17 protein-coding genes are annotated in these 17,926 nt (G+C 73.1%); 7 read left to right on the forward strand and 10 right to left on the reverse strand.

Translation table 11 applies throughout. The annotated features are described in order from the left end of the window. Nucleotides 1-78 precede the first annotated feature (78 nt). A complete protein-coding gene (locus ACIF8S_RS10700; RefSeq protein WP_399998656.1) occupies nucleotides 79-993 on the reverse strand; it encodes a helix-turn-helix domain-containing protein in 915 nt (304 codons plus the stop codon). Between the two features lie 176 nt (nucleotides 994-1,169). Between ACIF8S_RS10700 and ACIF8S_RS10705 the strand changes: the two genes are divergently transcribed. Continuing rightward, nucleotides 1,170-2,210, forward strand: coding sequence for an NAD(P)-dependent alcohol dehydrogenase (locus tag ACIF8S_RS10705; RefSeq protein ID WP_399998658.1), 1,041 nt, complete (start codon nucleotides 1,170-1,172; stop codon nucleotides 2,208-2,210). A gap of 350 nt (nucleotides 2,211-2,560) precedes the next feature. Here the strand turns inward: ACIF8S_RS10705 and ACIF8S_RS10710 are convergent, their stop codons facing one another. The 3 genes from ACIF8S_RS10710 to ACIF8S_RS10720 form a co-directional block, all read right to left on the reverse strand. Further along, the gene (locus tag ACIF8S_RS10710) at nucleotides 2,561-3,247 is read right to left on the reverse strand and encodes an SAVMC3_10250 family protein (RefSeq protein WP_399998659.1); all 687 of its coding nucleotides are present in this window, start codon (nucleotides 3,245-3,247) and stop codon (nucleotides 2,561-2,563) included. A gap of 121 nt (nucleotides 3,248-3,368) precedes the next feature. After that, nucleotides 3,369-4,532, reverse strand: a complete 1,164-nt coding sequence (locus ACIF8S_RS10715) for a translation initiation factor IF-2 N-terminal domain-containing protein (protein ID WP_399998660.1) — start codon at nucleotides 4,530-4,532, stop codon at nucleotides 3,369-3,371. A gap of 108 nt (nucleotides 4,533-4,640) precedes the next feature. Then, nucleotides 4,641-5,759, reverse strand: coding sequence for a hypothetical protein (locus tag ACIF8S_RS10720; RefSeq protein ID WP_399998661.1), 1,119 nt, complete (start codon nucleotides 5,757-5,759; stop codon nucleotides 4,641-4,643). A gap of 151 nt (nucleotides 5,760-5,910) precedes the next feature. Between ACIF8S_RS10720 and ACIF8S_RS10725 the strand changes: the two genes are divergently transcribed. Continuing rightward, on the forward strand, nucleotides 5,911-7,068 hold the full coding sequence (locus tag ACIF8S_RS10725) for a cystathionine gamma-synthase (RefSeq protein ID WP_145827101.1): 1,158 nt from the start codon (nucleotides 5,911-5,913) through the stop codon (nucleotides 7,066-7,068). A 34-nt stretch (nucleotides 7,069-7,102) separates the two neighbouring features. Here ACIF8S_RS10725 and ACIF8S_RS10730 read toward each other — a convergent pair whose 3' ends face one another. From ACIF8S_RS10730 to ACIF8S_RS10740, 3 genes are all read right to left on the reverse strand, one after another. Further along, nucleotides 7,103-7,351 carry a hypothetical protein gene (locus ACIF8S_RS10730; protein ID WP_399998662.1) on the reverse strand — a complete coding sequence of 83 codons (249 nt, stop codon included), beginning with the start codon at nucleotides 7,349-7,351 and terminating at the stop codon, nucleotides 7,103-7,105. A gap of 13 nt (nucleotides 7,352-7,364) precedes the next feature. Further along, nucleotides 7,365-7,862: a sigma factor-like helix-turn-helix DNA-binding protein gene (locus ACIF8S_RS10735; RefSeq protein ID WP_399998663.1), complete on the reverse strand. Its 498-nt coding sequence runs from the start codon at nucleotides 7,860-7,862 to the stop codon at nucleotides 7,365-7,367. A gap of 183 nt (nucleotides 7,863-8,045) precedes the next feature. Beyond that, complete coding sequence (locus tag ACIF8S_RS10740; RefSeq protein WP_399998664.1) at nucleotides 8,046-8,534, reverse strand: MarR family winged helix-turn-helix transcriptional regulator; 489 nt, start codon at nucleotides 8,532-8,534, stop codon at nucleotides 8,046-8,048. 175 nt (nucleotides 8,535-8,709) lie between these two features. Here ACIF8S_RS10740 and ilvA point away from each other — a divergent pair, with 175 nt between their 5' ends. The 3 genes from ilvA (at nucleotide 8,710) to ACIF8S_RS10755 (ending at nucleotide 12,054) form a co-directional block, all read left to right on the forward strand. Further along, entirely contained in the window at nucleotides 8,710-9,939 is a 1,230-nt protein-coding gene (gene ilvA / locus ACIF8S_RS10745) for a threonine ammonia-lyase (RefSeq protein ID WP_399998665.1), read from the forward strand. A gap of 184 nt (nucleotides 9,940-10,123) precedes the next feature. Then, entirely contained in the window at nucleotides 10,124-11,212 is a 1,089-nt protein-coding gene (locus ACIF8S_RS10750; protein ID WP_399998666.1) for an ATP-binding cassette domain-containing protein, read from the forward strand. Continuing rightward, nucleotides 11,209-12,054 carry an ABC transporter permease gene (locus tag ACIF8S_RS10755; RefSeq protein WP_145827106.1) on the forward strand — a complete coding sequence of 282 codons (846 nt, stop codon included), beginning with the start codon at nucleotides 11,209-11,211 and terminating at the stop codon, nucleotides 12,052-12,054. Before ACIF8S_RS10750 ends, ACIF8S_RS10755 begins: the two co-directional genes overlap by 4 nt. A gap of 56 nt (nucleotides 12,055-12,110) precedes the next feature. On the opposite strand, the gene greA is transcribed toward ACIF8S_RS10755, so the two are convergent. After that, nucleotides 12,111-12,608 carry a transcription elongation factor GreA gene (gene greA / locus ACIF8S_RS10760; protein ID WP_349797977.1) on the reverse strand — a complete coding sequence of 166 codons (498 nt, stop codon included), beginning with the start codon at nucleotides 12,606-12,608 and terminating at the stop codon, nucleotides 12,111-12,113. Between the two features lie 168 nt (nucleotides 12,609-12,776). Beyond that, complete coding sequence (locus tag ACIF8S_RS10765) at nucleotides 12,777-13,175, reverse strand: DUF4307 domain-containing protein (RefSeq protein ID WP_399998668.1); 399 nt, start codon at nucleotides 13,173-13,175, stop codon at nucleotides 12,777-12,779. Between the two features lie 148 nt (nucleotides 13,176-13,323). Here ACIF8S_RS10765 and mca point away from each other — a divergent pair, with 148 nt between their 5' ends. Continuing rightward, on the forward strand, nucleotides 13,324-14,205 hold the full coding sequence (gene mca, locus ACIF8S_RS10770) for a mycothiol conjugate amidase Mca (RefSeq protein WP_399998669.1): 882 nt from the start codon (nucleotides 13,324-13,326) through the stop codon (nucleotides 14,203-14,205). Further along, nucleotides 14,198-14,434 (forward strand): hypothetical protein, encoded by a 237-nt coding sequence (locus tag ACIF8S_RS10775; protein WP_399998670.1) that lies wholly within the window; start codon nucleotides 14,198-14,200, stop codon nucleotides 14,432-14,434. The genes mca and ACIF8S_RS10775 overlap by 8 nt, the downstream gene beginning before the upstream one ends. A 161-nt stretch (nucleotides 14,435-14,595) precedes the next feature. Here the strand turns inward: ACIF8S_RS10775 and ACIF8S_RS10780 are convergent, their stop codons facing one another. Further along, nucleotides 14,596-17,796, reverse strand: coding sequence for a tetratricopeptide repeat protein (locus ACIF8S_RS10780; RefSeq protein WP_399998671.1), 3,201 nt, complete (start codon nucleotides 17,794-17,796; stop codon nucleotides 14,596-14,598). Nucleotides 17,797-17,926: the final 130 nt, after the last annotated feature.

The following is a 17,926-nucleotide window of genomic DNA, read 5'->3' on the forward strand; positions in this document are numbered from 1 at the left end:
CGGACGGCCCGCGGGAAGCGAGGTGGTCCCGGACGGCCCGCGGGAAGCGACACGCTTCCCGCGGGCCGTTCCCGTCCCTCAGCCGGCCGCCGTCCGCCTCTCCGACGGCAGCGCGTCCGCGTTCCAGCTGCCCAGCAGGCGCAGCGCCTCGGCCGACGCCGACCCCGCCTCCGCGAAGTACGTGACCAGCGACTGTTCCGCCTCGCCGGCCGGGCGGAACGACTCCCACAGCAGCGTCAGTTCACCGACCAGAGGGTGCCGCAGGCGCTTGACGCCGTGGCTCTTCTCCTTGACGTCGTGCCGGGCCCACAGTCTGCGGAACTCCTCGCTCTTCACCGACAGTTCGCCGACCAGCGAGGCCAGCAAGGGGTCGTCGGGCCGCCGGCCCGCGTCCATGCGCAGGTAGGCGACCATGTCGCAGGCCTTCTGGTCCCACTCCACGAACAGGTCCCGGTAGCCCGGGTCGAGGAAGACCAGCCGGGCCCAGTTCCGCTCCTGCGCCGGCAGCCGGCTCCAGTCCCCGAAGAGCGCGGCGGCCATCGGGTTCCAGGCGAGGATCTCCGAGCGCCGCCCCACCACGTACGCCGGAACCGTCTCCATGGCGTCCAGCAGCTGCCGCAACGCCGGGCGGGCCTGCCGGCTGCGGGGCGCCGGCCGCCTGCGGTGCCGGCCGGGCCACGCGAGGTTCGCCAGGTGCGCCTGCTCGGCGTCGTTCAGCCGCAGCGCGCGGGCGATCGCGTCCAGCACCTCCACCGAGACGTTCCGCCCGTTGCCTTGCTCCAGGCGCGTGTAGTACGCCACGGACACCCCGGCGAGCTGGGCCAGCTCCTCCCGGCGCAGGCCCGGCACCCTGCGGTGCCGCCCGACGTCCGGCAGGCCCACGTCCTCCGGCTTCAGGCGGGCCCGGCGGGTGCGCAGGAACTCGCTCAGCTCGGCACGGGGGTCCAGGCCGCCGCCCGGGGCGGCGGCCGGTTCGCCGGTCTGCTCGTCCATGTGTCCATGGTGCCCGTTCGTACGCACGCCAGCCTGTCCCCGCCAGTGGTACGCACAGCGTGCGTACACAACCAGGAAGTCTGGGTACGCGCCGTCCGTTGTCGCAGGCTGGACCCTGTGCGGACCCGGACGGAGCAGGAACCGGGCGCACACCCCTCGAGGAGGAGAAACTTCGTATGACCACTGTCGCCGCCTACGCCGCGCCCGCCGCGAAGGCGCCCCTGGAGCGCACGACCATCGAACGGCGCGCGGTGCGCGAGCACGACGTGCTGATCGACATCAAGTTCGCCGGGATCTGCCACTCGGACATCCACCAGGTCCGCGAGGGCTGGGGCGAGGCGATCTTCCCGATGGTGCCCGGCCATGAGATAGCGGGCGTCGTGTCCGAGGTCGGCCCCGGCGTGACCCGGTTCAAGGTCGGCGACCGGGTGGGCGTCGGCTGCATGGTCGACTCCTGCCGCGAGTGCGAGATGTGCCTGGCCGGCAAGGAGCAGTACTGCCTCCAGGGCCAGACCCCGACGTACAACGGTGTCGGCCGGGACGGCGAGCCCACCTACGGCGGCTACTCCGAGAAGGTCGTCGTCGACGAGAACTTCGTCGTGCGCATCCCGGACGGCCTCTCCCTCGACGTCGCCGCGCCGCTGCTGTGCGCCGGGATCACCCTGTACTCCCCGCTGAAGCGCTTCGGCGCCGGACCGGGCCGCAAGGTCGCGATCGTCGGCATGGGCGGCCTCGGCCACATGGGCGTCAAGCTCGCGCACGCGATGGGCGCCGAGGTGACGGTGCTGTCGCAGTCCCTGCGCAAGAAGGACGACGGGCTGCGGCTGGGCGCCGACCACTACCACGCCACCAGCGACCCGAAGACCTTCGAGGAACTGCGGGGTTCCTTCGACCTGATCGTGTCGACCGTGTCCGCCCCGCTGGACTTCGGCGCGTACCTGTCGCTGCTCAAGCCCGAGGGCACCCTGGCGAACGTCGGCGCCCCCGAGGAGCCGGTGTCCCTCAACCTGTTCTCGCTGATCGGCGGCGGCCGGTCGCTGGCCGGCTCGATGATCGGCGGCATCCCCGAGACCCAGGAGACGCTGGACTTCTGCGCCGAGCACGGCATCGGCGCGGAGATCGAACTGATCGCCGCGTCCGAGATCAACGAGGCCTACGAGCGCGTCGAGAACAGCGACGTCCGCTACCGCTTCGTGATCGACACGGCGACGATCTGAGCGGCGCGCCGCCGCGAGGCGGCCCGACGCGGCGGTCCGCCCCACGCTCGACGCGCGGGCCGGACCGCCGCCGAAGTTCCCCTCGTCGCCGGCGAACCGCGTGACGGCACTGCGCGGCCGTCCCGCGCCACGGACGACGGGGGCGGCCGGCATCCCCGGCCTCCCTGGGCGCCGGGTGGACGTCGCCCGGGCAGGGCGTGCGCCGATGTGACGGCGCGGCTCACCGGCCTGGCGTCGCGTGTGCGGTGTCGGCGGGAGGTGTACGTCCGTGGCCCGGCGTCGTGGGGTACGGGGCCCGCGGGCCCGGGCGGGCGAGGCGCCCAGGGACACCTCGCCCGGCCCCCCGGGGGTCAGGCGGGGTCGTCGTACTCGACGTAGAGGGGGCTGGCGACGAGCAGGCCCGCGCCGTCGGTGGCGGTGAACCCGGTGGTGACGCGGGCGTAACCCCGCATCGACGCCGCCATCTCCGGATGCGTCTGCGCGTCGATGCGGGCCATCAGGCCGCGCAGCGCGGTGACGAGCGAGGGGCGCCGTCCGTCCGGTCCGGCGCCGAGGTCGTCGGAGAGGGCGGCGAGCAGCGCCCCGGGCGCGCTGGCGTCGGAGCCGAGGAGGTCGCGCACCAGGGCGCCGGACTCCATGGTCTTGTCGGTGACGCGCGGCAGCGGTCCCGCGATCAGGTGCTCGCGGGAGCCGTGCAGCAGCAGCCGGACGGGCCGGTTCGCCGCGGGGGCGTCCGCGAAGAACACCATGGACGGGTCCGCGCCCTCGAGCACGAAGTAGTTCAGCGGGGCCTCGAAGGCGATCCACTGCCCCGGCCGAGTCCCCGACTCCGTGTACCAGCGCGCCGACTCCTGCACCCGGCGCACCACCCGCTGCAGATGCCTGCCCCACAGGTCGGACGCGGGACCGGGCGACGGGTCGACCTCCATCCCGCCGAACGGCGTGGAGACGCTGACCCGCTGCCGGGGCCAGGCGGACCGCAGTCCGGGCAGAAACTGCGAGAGTTTCCGGTCGGACAGGTAGATGACTTCCTGCACTCTTGCTCCGTTCGTCGGAAGCCGACGGGGGGTGTCACGTCGTGGGGCGTCGCGGCGGGGGTGCCGCCACGGGGAGGTCACGGCGGGCCGGTCACACGTCCCGCATTCACACGTCCCGCATTCACACGTCCTGCAGGCCGAGGAACTCGAAGGCCGCCGGCGGCAGCAGCTCCGACGGCCGGTACATCCCGTCCGGGCCCGGTTCCATGTCCCGCGCGAGACGGTCCAGCAGCTCGTCCAGCTCCGGGCGCCCGGCGGGGTCCCGGCGCAGGCACGGCGCCACGACGTCCACGAACGCCTCCGGTACGCCGCTGAGGTCGGGCGCCTCGGTCTGCATGCGGATCATCGTGCGGACGGGATCACCGCCCGGGTAGGGGCTGTGCCCGGACGCGGCGAAGACCAGCACGGCGCCCAGCGCGTACACGTCGCTGGCCGGCGTCACCTTCCGGGCGTCCATGGCCTGCTCGGGCGACATGTAGGCGGGGGTGCCGAGGGTGGCGTGGGCGACCGTCAGCTTGCTGGCCGCGGCGGCGGCCGCCAGGGCCAGCCCGAAGTCGATCACGCGCAGGCCGTCGACGCCCACCAGCACGTTGGACGGTTTGAGGTCCCGGTGCACGATCGCCGCGGCGTGCACCGACCGGAGCGCCTCGACCAGCTGGGCGGCCGCCCAGCGCAGCGCCTTCAGGGGCAGCGGCCCGCACGCGTCCACGAGGTCCCTCAGGGAGGGCGCCGAGACGTACGCCGTGGCCAGCCAGGGGATGTCCCCGCCGGTGTCCGCGTCCACGACGGGGGGCGCGTAGAAACCGTTCACGCCCCGCGCCGCGGCGACCTCCCGCTGGAAGCGCCTGCGGAACTCCAGGTCGTCGGCCAGCTCCTCCTTGACGACCTTGACGGCGAGCAGCCGGCCGGCAGGGGACTGGCCGAGGAACACCCGGCCCATCGACCCGCTGCCGATCCGCCGCAGCACGGTGTACGGCCCCACCCGGCGCGGGTCGAAGGGCTGCAGCGGCTTCCAGCGGGACGTGGGGTCCCACTCGTGGTGCTGCGGGCGCAGCACCGAACCGGCCGGCGGCGGTCCCGGACATGACCGGGGCTCCGACGCGCGCTGCTCCGGCATGCGCTCGTGCACGGCACCGAGCGCGTCGATCAGCTCCCGCACCAGAGGCGCCTCGATCGTGGCCGACGCCGACCGCACGAAGTGGCCCAGTTCGGTCATCTTGTCCAGGACGACCTTGCTGTCGACCCCGACCTTCTTGGCCAGTTCGTAGACCCGTACGTTCGCCACATCCGACTCCTCGACCCGAGGCCGGCGCCGACCTCGCAGGGGTCAAGAATATGGGTGCGGACGGGGCAAAATACGGACAAACGCCGGGGCGTCGCGCGGGTGTTGACGTCAGTGCGGCAGCGTGGCCGGGCTGCCGCCGTTCGCCTCGTAGCCGGCGACGGCCAGCGCGCGGTGGACCGCGAACTCGGCCGCCGGGTCGGCGGAGAGGGTCCAGGGCAGGGCGCCCACATGGCCGTCGACGTGTATGAGCTGGTTCATCGCCTCGGCCCAGCGCTCGGCGCGAACCAGGAAGAACACCAGCATGTGGCGCACGTGCGCCAGCATCGGGTCGTCGGGGCGGGCCGAGTGCACCGCGTGCAGCGCGCCGTGGATCGCCCGGGTGACGACCTCGCTCTGGTAGAAGCCGGAGACCAGATTCACCTCCGGGAGGTGCTCGAACACCGCGAACAGCGGCATCGCGGCCAGCAGGGATCCCTGCGGCGCCCGCGCCGCCGCGGCCTCCGCGAACGCGTACGCCTCAGCCCGGGAGCCGTGCCACTTCTCGCACCAATAGTGCAGCGCGGCCAGGTGCGCGCCCATGTGCGCCGGGGCGCGGTCCAGGATCTTCAGCCAGACCTGCTCGAACTCCTGCCGCGGATAACCGAGCCCGCGGGCCACCGACAGCTCCACGATGTACGGCACCGGGTCACCGGGGGCCAGCAGCGCCGCCTCGCCGCACGCCGCCTTCGCCTCCTCCATGATGATCCGGAACTCGTCCGTGCCGGGCGCTGCCGTGCGCCACGCCTGCTGCACCAGGAACTCGGCGTGCACCGCGGCGCCGCCCGCGTCCTTCGGGGCCTCCGTGCGCCACACCCGCAGCCACTGGCCGCCGGGCGCCTCGGAGACACCGCCGGGCCGCTGCGCCAGCTCCAGGGACGCGGCACCCGCGAAGGCCTGGATCCGCTGCCAGCGCGCCTCGCCGTCCGCCGCCGTGCCGGCCAGCAGCTGCTGCGCCGCGCGGTGGTCCTGGGTGCGCTGCACCACGTCCAGCACGTCCAGCAGGTCCTGGTCGGGTCCGGGCATGCGGACGTCCAGCTCCTCCTGGAGCGCGAAGCCGTAGTTCGCCGGGTCGGCCGCGTCCGGGTGGCCGGGCGGGACCAGGCCCACCGCGCCGCGCCGACGCCTGAGGAACGGCGTCACCACGACGAACAGCATGACGAGCGCGATCAGCACCCACAGAATCTCCATGCCACAAGCGAACCAGACCACGCCACCCGATGGCCAACCCGGTGCCCGAACCTGTGGAAAAACCCTGGCATCCGCCCTCCGGGGCGCCCCTCCGCCCCGTCCGGCAGGCCGCGGACGTCATGACCCCGCCGCGCGCACTACCCTCGGGCCCATGAGCGACAGGCACATCAGTCAGCACTTCGAGACGCTCGCGATCCACGCGGGCAACACCGCCGACCCCCTGACGGGCGCGGTCGTCCCGCCGATCTACCAGGTGTCCACCTACAAGCAGGACGGCGTCGGCGGCCTGCGCGGCGGCTACGAGTACAGCCGCAGCGCCAACCCGACCAGGACCGCGCTGGAGGAGAACCTGGCCGCCCTCGAGGGCGGACGCCGCGGGCTCGCGTTCGCGTCCGGGCTGGCGGCCGAGGACTGCCTGCTGCGCACGCTGCTCGCCCCCGGCGACCACGTGGTCATCCCGAACGACGCCTACGGCGGCACGTTCCGCCTGTTCGCCAAGGTCGTCGCCCGCTGGGGCGTGGAGTGGTCGGTCGCCGACACCTCCGACCCGGCAGCCGTGCGGGCCGCGATCACCCCCAAGACCAAGGTCATCTGGGTGGAGACCCCCTCCAACCCGCTGCTCGGCATCACCGACATCGCCGCCGTCGCCCAGGTGGCCCGGGACGCCGGCGTGCGGCTGGTCGTCGACAACACCTTCGCCACGCCGTACCTGCAGCAGCCGCTCGCGCTCGGCGCGGACGTCGTCGTGCACTCCCTGACCAAGTACATGGGCGGCCACTCGGACGTCGTCGGCGGCGCCCTGATCACCGCCGACGCGGAGCTGGGCGAGGAGCTGGCGTTCCACCAGAACGCGATGGGCGCGGTCGCCGGCCCCTTCGACTCGTGGCTGGTGCTGCGCGGCACCAAGACGCTCTCGGTGCGCATGGACCGGCACAGCGAGAACGCCACGCGCGTGGCCGACATGCTCAGCCGTCACGCGCGCGTGACGAGCGTGCTGTACCCGGGCCTGCCCGAGCACCCCGGTCATGAGGTCGCCGCCAAGCAGATGCGCGCCTTCGGCGGCATGATCTCCTTCCGCGTCGAGGGCGGCGAGGAGGCGGCGGTCGAGGTCTGCAACCGCGCCAAGGTCTTCACCCTCGGTGAGTCGCTGGGCGGCGTCGAGTCGCTGATCGAGCACCCCGGGCGGATGACGCACGCGTCCGTCGCCGGTTCGCAGCTCGAGGTGCCGGCCGACCTGGTGCGCCTGTCCGTCGGCATCGAGAACGTCGACGACCTCCTGGAGGACCTCCAGCAGGCGCTGGGCCGCTAGCCGGTCCCACCAGCCGGTCAGCCGCTGGTCGGTCTCACCAGCCGGTCAGGGGTGGGGTCGTCTCGGACGGCGGCTCCACCCACGGCCGGACCGTGAGCGCCCACACCACGAACGCCACCGTCGCCGCGCACAGCAGCAGCCACAGGGCGCGGCGGGCGAGGGTGCGGCGCCGCTCCCTGCGGGCGCCGCGCCGCACGGCGTCCACGGCGAGGTCGGGCGGCACGACCGGCGGTACCCGCTCCATCAGCCGCCGTACGCGCGCCTCGCGTTCCGACCGGTTCATCCGGCCTCCCCGGTCATGACGGCACCGTGTCGACGCGTACCGGTGCCGGGGCGGGGCGGGGCGGCGGACGCAGCACGGCCGCCATCGCGCGGTCGTGCACGGCCCGTACGCGATCGAGGGGCAGCCCCAGCATCGCCGCGGTCTGCTCCTCGGCGATGCCCTCGTGCAGCCGCAGCACCAGGACCAGACGCTGCTGCGCGGTCAGCACGGCCAGCGGGCCGCCGGCGCGGGGCCGCGGACGGAGCGCGCCGTGCCGGTGCCAGGCACTCAGCGCGAACCGCGTCACCAGATACCGGCGGGTGTGGTCGTACGGATCCTCGCCGTGCAGCCCGTCCCAGCAGGCGTACGTACGGGCCAGGGCCAGGGTCAGCAGGCGCCGCGCCCGCGGGTTGGCGTCCGGGGGCTCGGCGGTGAGCAGGGTCGCGGTCTGCAGCAGCCGCCCGCCCGCGCCCGCGACGTACGCCCGGAACTCCTGGGCGCGGACGTCGTCGAGCGCATTCCGTGGTCGCACCCGCACCTCCCGTAGCCCCGGAGAGAGCCGGTCCCCCACCGCGCCGCGGACAGGGACCCCCTCCACATATCAGGCCAGGGCGTGCCTCCCGGTCAAGGGGCGCGCAGGGGCCAAGGCGGGCCCTCCGCCACGGCCGGCGCGCCTCCGGGCGGCCGGGGAGGTCCGGTCACCGCTTTCGGTGGATCAGGAGTCGCCCCGGTCCTGGGCGGACATCCGGGAGGACAGCGCGCCGTTGAACCGGGTGAGGAGCGTGCAGAACGCCTCGCGCTCCTCGGGCGCCCAGTCGCCGGTCAGCTCGGCCATCAGCTGGCGTCGTGACGCGCGCACCTCCTCCAGGCGGGCCTGTCCGCCCGGGGACAGCTGGAGCACGACCGCGCGCCCGTCCTCCGGGTGCGAGGTGCGCGTGACCAGGCCGGTGTCGACGAGCGGCGCCACCTGCCGGGTGACCGTGGAGGAGTCGATCCCCATGCTGGCCGCGAGCGCCTTGACACCCATCGGCCCTTCCTTGTCGAGACGGTTGAGCAGCAGGTAGGCGGCGCGGTCCATGGAGTTGCGCACCTGGCCGACCCCGCCGAGCCGGGTCTGTTCCGCGCGGCGGGCGAAGAGCGCCACCTCGTGCTGCAGAGTGTCGAGAAGACCGGTGTCACCGACCGCCGTCAGATCGGTCGTCATGTCCATCGACATTTCAGGTGTTGTGGGCATGGCGGGGGGCTCACTTCGTGATGGGCTGCTGATGGGACGACAGGGTACGCGGCCGGGGCGCGGACCGTACCGGGGCTGTGCAAAGCGGTCGTCCGCGGGTTGGTCACACCGGCCGTCGCGCCCGGCGAACTGCGATGCTGGAGGCATGAGCTACAGCACGGCCGGCCGGCTGCGCACCGTCACTCTCGACGACGTGCGCGGCGCTCACAAGATGCTCTCCGGGGTGGCCCGCACGACCGCGCTGGAAGGCAGCCGGCACCTCTCCCGGCAGGTGGGCGCCCCGGTGCTGCTGAAGTGCGAGAACCTCCAGCGGACCGGGTCGTTCAAGCTGCGCGGCGCGTACGTGCGGATCGCCGGGCTGCTCCCCGAGGAGCGGGCCGCGGGCGTCGTCGCGGCGAGCGCCGGCAACCACGCGCAGGGCGTGGCCCTGGCGTCGTCGCTGCTCGGGGTGCGCTCCACGGTGTTCATGCCCAAGGGCGCCCCGCTGCCGAAGATCAGCGCGACCCGGGAGTACGGCGCCGAGGTGCGCCTGCACGGCCAGGTGGTCGACGAGTCGCTGGCCGCGGCCCAGGAGTACGCGCATGAGACGGGCGCGGTGTTCATCCACCCCTTCGACCACCCGGACGTCATCGCCGGCCAGGGCACGGTGGGACTGGAGATCCTGGAGCAGTGCCCCGAGGTGCGGACGATCGTCGTCGGAGTCGGCGGGGGAGGGCTGGCCGCCGGGATCGCGGTCGCGGTGAAGTCGCTGCGGCCCGACGTGCGGATCGTGGGGGTGCAGGCGGCGGGCGCGGCCGCCTATCCGCCGTCGCTGGCCGCCGGGCGTCCGGTGACCCTCGGCCACCCGGTGACGATGGCCGACGGGATCAAGGTGGGGCGGCCGGGCGACGTGCCGTTCGAGCTGGTCGGCGAGCTGGTGGACGAGGTCCGCACGGTCACCGAGGACGAGCTGTCGGCCGCGCTGCTGCTGTGTCTGGAGCGGGCCAAGATGGTCGTCGAACCGGCCGGGGCGAGCCCGGTCGCGGCGCTGCTGAGCCGTCCGGACGCCTTCGAGGGCCCGGTCGTCGCGGTGCTGTCCGGCGGCAACGTGGACCCGGTGCTGATGGAGCGGGTGCTGCGGCACGGCATGGCGGCGCAGGGCCGCTACCTGGCCGTACGGCTGCGGCTGACCGACCGGCCGGGTGCCCTCGCCTCGCTGCTCGGGTCGCTGTCAGTGGTCGACGTCAACGTCCTCGACGTGAGTCACGTACGGACCGATCCGCGGCTCGGGCTCACGGAGGCGGAGGTCGAGCTGCACCTGGAGACGAAGGGCCCGGCGCACTGCGCCGAGGTCGAACAGGCCCTGCGCGAGGCGGGTTACACGGTGACGGGCTGACGCCGGAAGCGGCTTCACCCCTTCGGGTAATCCCATTGAGAGACGCGATACATCGCGTTATGGTGTGTCGCGTGTCGCGGCCCGGCCGCTGACGCCCCACTGCCGTGCCGGGCGGAAAACTCCAGCGGACACCGGCGCACCAACCTAGGCTTTCCCGAAGTATCACGATGACGTGGAGATTCATATGCCAGGCGCCATTTATGCCGAAGGCCTGGTGAAGACCTTCGGCGACGTTAGGGCACTGGACGGGGTGGACCTCGAGGTCCCGGAGGGCACCGTCCTGGGGCTGCTCGGGCCGAACGGCGCGGGCAAGACCACCACCGTCCGCTGTCTCACCACCCTCCTGCGGCCCGACAGCGGAAAGGCCGTCGTCGCCGGCCTCGACGTGCTGAAGCAGCCCGACGCCGTACGCCGCTCGATCGGCCTGTCCGGCCAGTTCGCCGCCGTCGACGAGTACCTGACCGGCCGGGAGAACCTCCAGATGGTCGGGCAGCTCTACCAGATGAAGGCGAAGGCGGCCCGGGCCCGCGCGGACGAACTGCTGGAGCAGTTCCACCTCGCGGACGCGGCCGACCGCACCGCGAAGACCTACTCCGGCGGCATGCGCCGCCGCCTCGACCTCGCCGCCGCCCTGGTCGTCTCCCCGCCCGTGATGTTCATGGACGAACCGACGACCGGCCTCGACCCGCGCAACCGCCAGCAGCTGTGGGAGGTGATCAAGCAGCTCGTCTCCGGCGGGACGACCCTGCTGCTCACCACGCAGTACCTGGAGGAGGCCGACCACCTCGCGCACGACATCGCGGTCGTCGACCACGGCCGGGTCATCGCCCAGGGCACCTCCGACCAGCTCAAGGCCCGCACCGGCGGCGAGCGCGTCGAGGTCGTGGTGCACGAACGCGAGCACATCCGCGCCGCGGCCGCCCTGCTCGACAAGTACAGCCTGCGCGGGCTCGGTCAGGGAGACACCACCGTCGAGGAGCACATGCGCAAGATCACCACGCCGGTCTCCGGCGGCGCGAAGCTCCTCGCCGAGATCATCCGCGAGCTCGACGCCGACGGCATCGAGATCGACGACATCGGACTGCGCCGCCCCACCCTCGACGACGTCTTCCTCTCGCTCACCGGTCACGTCGCCGAGAGCGGGGACGGCGAGGGCGGCGACGCGCCGCGCACCGGCGCGGGCTCCACCGAGGCCGAGGGAGCCGGAGGGGCCGAGGGACGCAAAGGACGCAAGGGACGCGGACAGCGCCAGGACGAGGAGGCCGCGAAGTGAGTGCCGTCACCGACGCCGTGCGGGTCGCGGCGCCCGGCAACGCCATCGGTCAGTCGATCCGCGACTCGCTGGTCGTCGCCAAGCGCAACCTGATCCGCATGATGCGCATCCCCGAGGTGGTCATCTTCGGGCTGATCCAGCCGATCATGTTCGTGGTGCTCTTCTCGTACGTGTTCGGCGGTTCCATGGACATCGGCGGCAGCACCAGCCCGCAGGTCTACCGCGAGTTCCTGATGGCCGGCATCTTCGCCCAGACCGTCACCTTCGCCACCGCGGGGGCCGGCGCGGGCATCGCCGAGGACATGCACAAGGGGCTCATCGACCGTTTCCGCTCCCTGCCGATGGCGCGGGGCGCGGTGCTCACCGGCCGCACCCTCGCCGACATGGTGCAGACGGCGCTCACCCTGCTCGTGCTCGCCGTCGTCGCCCTGCTGGTCGGGTGGCGCACCCACACCAGCATCGGCGAGGTCATCGGCGCGTTCGGACTGCTGCTCCTCACCGGGTACGCGTTCACGTGGATCGGCGCGGTCATCGGCCTGTCGGTCCGCACCCCCGAGGCGGCCACCTCCGGCGGACTGGTCTGGCTCTTCCCGGTCACGTTCGTGTCGAACGCGTTCGTGGACTCCAGCAACATGACGCCCTGGCTGCGGCACATCGCGGACTGGAACCCGTTCAGCGCCACCGTCCAGGCCTGCCGCGAACTGTTCGGCAACCCGGGCGTCTCCACCTCGGACGCCTGGCCCATGCAGCACCCGGTGTGGGCGTCGGTGATCTACTCGATCCTGATCATCGCCGTCTTCCGCACGCTGGCCGTCCGTAAGTACCGCTCGGCCGCCGCATGACGAAAGCCCCCGGCGCCGAGGGCGCCGGGGGCTCGTGGGGACTCGCGTGAGGCGGGTCAGCCGCTGTAGGGCTCGGCCTTCAGGATCTTCACCGAGGCCTTCTTGCCGTTGGGCAGCTCGTACTCCGCGTCCTCACCGACCTTGTGGCCCATCACACCGGAGCCCAGCGGGGACTGCGGCGAGTAGGTCTCGATGTCGGAGCTCGCGTACTCGCGGGAGGCGAGCAGGAAGGTCAGCGTGTCGTCCTCGTCACCGTCGAAGGCGATCGTCACGACCATGCCCGGCGCCACCGCGCCGTCGGCCGCGGGGGCCTCGCCGACCTTGGCGTTCTCGAGGAGCTGGGTGAGCTGGCGCACACGGAGCTCCTGCTTGCCCTGCTCCTCCTTGGCCGCGTGGTACCCGCCGTTCTCACGCAGGTCGCCCTCCTCGCGCGCGGCGGCGATCTTGGCGGCGATCTCCGAGCGCGCGGGACCAGTAAGGTACTCAAGCTCGTCCTTGAGCTTGTTGTACGCCTCCTGGGTCAGCCAGGTGACGTTCTCGCTGGTCTGGGTCACAGGTGCTCCTCGTAGGTACTGGGAATACAAAGCATCGCCCTACCCGGAAGAATGGACCCCCGGGGACGGGCGAAACCACGAGCCTAACAATTCAGTGCCCGCAGGGGGAGGACATAAGCGCACGAATTCCCGTCGGCGCAGGTCAATGACTGGGTATTCCCCGCCACGTCACTCGGCGTGACAGCCGACGAGCTCGGCGCTGGTGCCGCGGGAGGTCGTGCGCAGGGTGACGACCTGGTCGACGCGGGTGGCGTCCTCGCCGAAGCGGAAGTCGGCGCGGCCGACCTCGGCGCCGTCCTCGGCCTGGGAGCGCACGGTGCAGTAGCCGACGACGCCCGCGTCCTTGTGCACCTCCAGGTGCACCTTGACCGCGTCCTCGCCGACCTCGAAGCCGATCAGCTCGCCGCTGATCTCGTTCTGGGCGACGTAGTGGTAGCCGAACCAGCCGATCAGCGCGACGAAGAGGACGGCGAGCACCCCGCCGACGACCTTGAGGGTGCGGTCGGCACGCTGGTCCGAGGAGCGGCCGTAACGGCCCTCGGGCAGCCGCGTGCTCGACGTACTCATGATCGTCTCCTCGGCAGGAAGGGACCGGCGTCCCCGGACCGTCCCCGGGAGCGGCGCTCCGGAATTTTTCGCCCCCCGGTTCCGTCACTATAGAAGCCTGCGACTGCGCCGCCGTACCCAGGGCGGCCCACGACTTGAGGATTGAGTCTTGACTGACCAGCTGCGACTGATGGCCGTGCACGCCCACCCCGACGACGAGTCGAGCAAGGGCGCGGCCACCATGGCGAAGTACGTGTCCGAGGGGGTGGACGTGCTGGTCGTGACCTGCACGGGCGGGGAGCGCGGCTCCATCCTCAACCCCAAGCTCCAGGGGGACCCGTACATCGAGGAGCACATCCACGAAGTGCGCAAGAAGGAGATGGACGAGGCCCGCGAGATCCTCGGTGTGAAGCAGGAGTGGCTGGGCTTCGTCGACTCGGGTCTGCCCGAGGGCGACCCGCTGCCGCCGCTGCCGGAGGGCTGCTTCGCCCTGGAGGACGTCGACAAGGCGGCGGGTGAGCTGGTCCGCAAGATCCGCTCCTTCCGGCCGCAGGTGATCACCACCTACGACGAGAACGGCGGCTACCCGCACCCCGACCACATCATGACCCACAAGATCACGATGGTGGCGTTCGAGGGGGCGGCGGACACCGAGAAGTACCCGGAGGACGAGTTCGGCCCGGCCTTCCAGCCGCTGAAGGTCTACTACAACCAGGGCTTCAACCGTCCCCGCACCGAGGCGCTGCACCAGGCCATGCTGGACCGCGGTCTGGAGTCGCCGTACGGGGACTGGCTGAAGCGGTGGGACGAGTTCGAGCGCAAGGAGCGCACGCTCACCACGCACGTGCCGTGCGCCGACTTCTTCGAGATCCGGGACAAGGCGCTGATCGCGCACGCCACGCAGATCGACCCCGACGGGGGCTGGTTCCGGGTGCCGCTGGACCTCCAGAAGCAGGTCTGGCCCACCGAGGAGTACGAGCTCGCGAAGTCGCTCGTGGACACCTCCCTCCCCGAGGACGACCTCTTCGCGGGCATCCGGGACAATGGCTGACATGAGCGCAAGCGCAAGCCTGGCAATGACCCACCTGGTCCCCCTCGCCGCGGAGTTCGACGAGGACAAGGTCACCCCCGGTGTCCTCGGCTTCATCGTGTTCGCGGTGATGGCCCTGGCGGTCTGGGGGCTGATGAAGTCGATGAGCCGGCACATGGGGCGGGTCAACTTCGCGGAGCCCGACGACAAGGACGGCGCCCTCTCCGACGGCACCAAGTCCACGGCCTGAGGCCCCGCACGCCCACGGCACCCGGCACCCGCGCCGGGTGCCGCTTCGGGCATGCCTCGCGCCGCTTCCGGGCCGCGGCGACGCCGACGGCGTGCAGCGCGCCGCACCGGGTGCGGCGGAAAGCCCCGTAAGCCCGGGCCCGGGCCCGGGCGCGGCGCGGGTCACGCGTCCACGGGGACCGGGACGCCCATGACTTCGTGGGCGCGGCGGGTGGGGACCAGGCCGAGGTTCCAGGCCTGCCAGCCGGCCTCCAGGGCGACGCCTCGCTCCAGCAGGAGCTGGTACGCCTCGACGCAGTCGGTGAGCTTGGGGTCGCGGGCCGGGTGGCCGGCGCGGCCCAGCTCCGTGAGCTCCTGCTGCGCCACCGCCGTACCGACCTCCGTGCCGCCCGGTGCCGCGTACGGCAGCAGCGTGCAGCGCAGGAAGCGTGCCCAGTCCTCGCCCCGCCGGTCGCCGTAGGAGGCGAACAGCGTCACCGCCTCGTCGCACAGCGCCAGCGCCTGCGGGGTGCGCGCGTTGCCCGCGTCGACGACCGCCAGTTCCAGGCACGTCCACCCCTCGCCGTGCGCCACCCCGATCCGCTGGAAGTCGGCGCGCGCGTCGACCAGCAGCTGACGGGCGAAGCCGGAGTTGCGCAGGCTGCCCGTCTGCGCCGCCCGCTGGTCCCGGGTCACCCGCGCAGAGTGGTGCCGGGCACAGGCCAGGCCGTAGACGTCCCGCATGCGGGAGAACATCGTGCGGGCGCGTTCCAGCTCGCGCACCGCCCGGTCCAGGTCACCGGTCTCCTCCAGGGCCTGGCCCAGGTAGTACAGCGTCCACGCCTCACCGCGCGCGTCCTCGTTCTCCCGGTGCCGTCCGGCGGCCCGGCGCAGCTCCTCCACCGCGGGACCCGCGTCCCCGTCCACCAGCCGGGCCCGTGCCAGCTCGGTCAGCGCCCACGCCTCACCACGCGCGTCACGGGTGCGGCCGTACAGGTCGAGGGCGGTGCGCAGCTCGCCCTCCGCGCGCGGCACGTCGCCCCGGCGCAGATGCAGCTGACCCAGCTGGAAGTGCGCCCACGCCTGCCCGTGCACGGACTCGCCCGCCCGGTGCAACACCAGCGACTCCGTCAGCAGCTGGAGCGCCTCGGCCAGCCGGGCCCGGTCCCGCTCCACCGCCGCCAGCGCGTGCATCGTCCAGGCGCGGTCCGTGGCCAGCGCGTTCGACGCCTGGAGCTCCAGCGCCTCCCGCAGCCGCGCCGACGCCTCCGTCAGGTTGCCCTGGTGGTGCAGCGTGATGCCGAGCGAGGTGAGCGCCCGCGCCGCCCCCGCCTCGTGCTGCGCCTCCCGGTACAGGTCCACCACCGACGTGAGGGTGGTCCGCGCCTTGTCCAGCTCGCCCAGTTGACGTGCCGCGATGCCGGTGCGCCACTGCACCGAGCGGACCAGCAGCCCCTCGTCCACGGCCTGCGCCAGCTCGTTGATCTCGCCCAGCCGGTAGAGGTCGCCGCGCAGCAGGCAGTAGTCGCACAGGGCGCCGAGCAGGTTCAGCACCGCGCCTTGGTCCACGCCTTCCGCGTGCCGCAGCGCCGCCGTGATGAAGCTGGACTCGTCGTCCAGCCAGTGCAGCGCCTCGTCCAGCGAGGTGAAGCCGTACGAGCCGAACCGGTCGGACCGGGTCGACACGTTCCCGTCGACCAGCCGCAGCACCGAGTCGGCGAGCTCGGCGTAGTTCACGATCAGCCGCTCCTGCGCGGCCGCGCGCTCGTCCGGGTTCTCCTCGTCCAGCAGCCGGGCCAGCGCGAACGCGCGCACCAGGTCGTGCAGCCGGTACCGGCTGTGCCGTACCCGGTCGACGAGTCCGGCCCGGTGCAGCGCGGCCAGGTGCCGGGTCGCCTCCGCCTCGTCGGTGGAGAGCAGCGCGGCGGCAGCGGCGGCGCCGAGCGAGGCGCGTCCGGCGAGGGCCAGCCGGCGCAGCAGCCGCCGTACGGTCTCCGGCTGGTCGGTGTAGCGCAGCCACAGGGCGCGCTCGACCGGCTCGACGGGACCGTAGGCGCCGAGGTCGGTGGCGAGCGCGAGGGGCGAACGCGGCCCCAGGGCGGCACCGGCCAGCCGCAGCGCCAGCGGCAGCCCCCCGCACAGCTCCCGCACCCGTTCGGTGGCCTCGGCGTCGTACGGGCCGGCGTCGTCCTGCGCGGCGGCGGCCAGCAGCTCCTCCGCGCCCGCCGGGTCCAGCGGCTCCACCGGCAGCTGGTGCACCGTCGCGGGCAGGTCCTCCGGCAGCCCCAGTGGGGCGCGGGAGGTGACCAGGACCAGGCTGTCGGAACGCTCCGGTATCAGCGTGCGGACCTGCTGCGGGTCGGAGGCGTCGTCCAGCACGATCGTGACCGGCGTCCCGGTCAGATGCTGGTGGTACAGCTCGCTCAGCCGCTTGACCTGCTGGTCCGTGGAGGACCGCTCCCGGAACAGCAGCTGCTCACGCGGCGCCCCGAGCCGGTTCAGCAGGTGCAGCAGCGCGTCCCGGGTGGACAGCGGGGGCTCGCCGGAGCCGGCGCCGCGCAGGTCGACGACGCAGGCCCCTCGGAAGTGGTCCCTCAGGTCGTGCGCCGCCCGCACCGCCAGCGTCGTCCGGCCGCTCCCGGACACCCCGTGCAGCACCACCACCGTGGGCCGGGTCTCCGTGCTCGCGCGGGCCGCCCGCACCCACTGCCGGATCCGCGCCATCTCCTGCCGCCGGCCCGCGAACGCGCCGAGCGGCTCCGGCAGCTGCCCGAACGACTGCTCCAGGACGCTGCGCCCCCGGGCCGCGGCGCTCTTGTCGGCGCCGCGCAGCCGCGGTCCGGTCGTCTTCGGCGCCGTGGACGCGGTCAGGACCCGCTGCTGGTCCAGGAACGGCCGGATGCCGCGCACCTCCAGCGCCGTCAGCCACTGCAGGCGCAGCTGGTCCGGCCCGCCCGGCTGGCCGGCCGCACCGGCCCGGTGGTGGGCGGCGGGCACATGCGCCCCGGCCACCTTCACCACCGTCGCCGCCGCGCCGACCACGCCGACGGCCACCCCCGCGCCGAGCGCGGTCCCCGTGCCCGTCCCCAGCGCCATGTCGGCGACCACGGCCGCGAGGCCCGCCACCCCGGCCACCAGCAGCGGCGTCCCGGCGCCCTCGCGCGCGTAGCGCTGCCGGAAGGTGAGCCGGCCGGCCTCCGTCTCGTCCAGGGCGCGGGTGTACGCCTCGTACTCCTCGGCCGCCGTGTGCGCCATCGCGTCCAGCGCCCCGCGCGCCCGTGAGAGCAGCACCTTCCCGTCGGTGCGCCCGCCCGTCCGGCGCACCTCCTCCTCCACGGCCCGTGCCAACAGCCGCTCGGCTTCCGCCCGATGGCCGTCCCGCATGTCTCGTCCCCCTCCGGCGGCGACTTCGTCGCCTACGAGTGTGCTGCGGCCGGGCCTCCGGCGCGAGGGTGCGACGATCAACGGCCGTGCCGTCACGATCCCTTCACACGGCCCGGGGGCCCGCTCCCGC

It is taken from the genome of Streptomyces sp. NPDC085937, from assembly GCF_044540535.1.
Classification (GTDB): Bacteria; Actinomycetota; Actinomycetes; order Streptomycetales; family Streptomycetaceae; genus Streptomyces.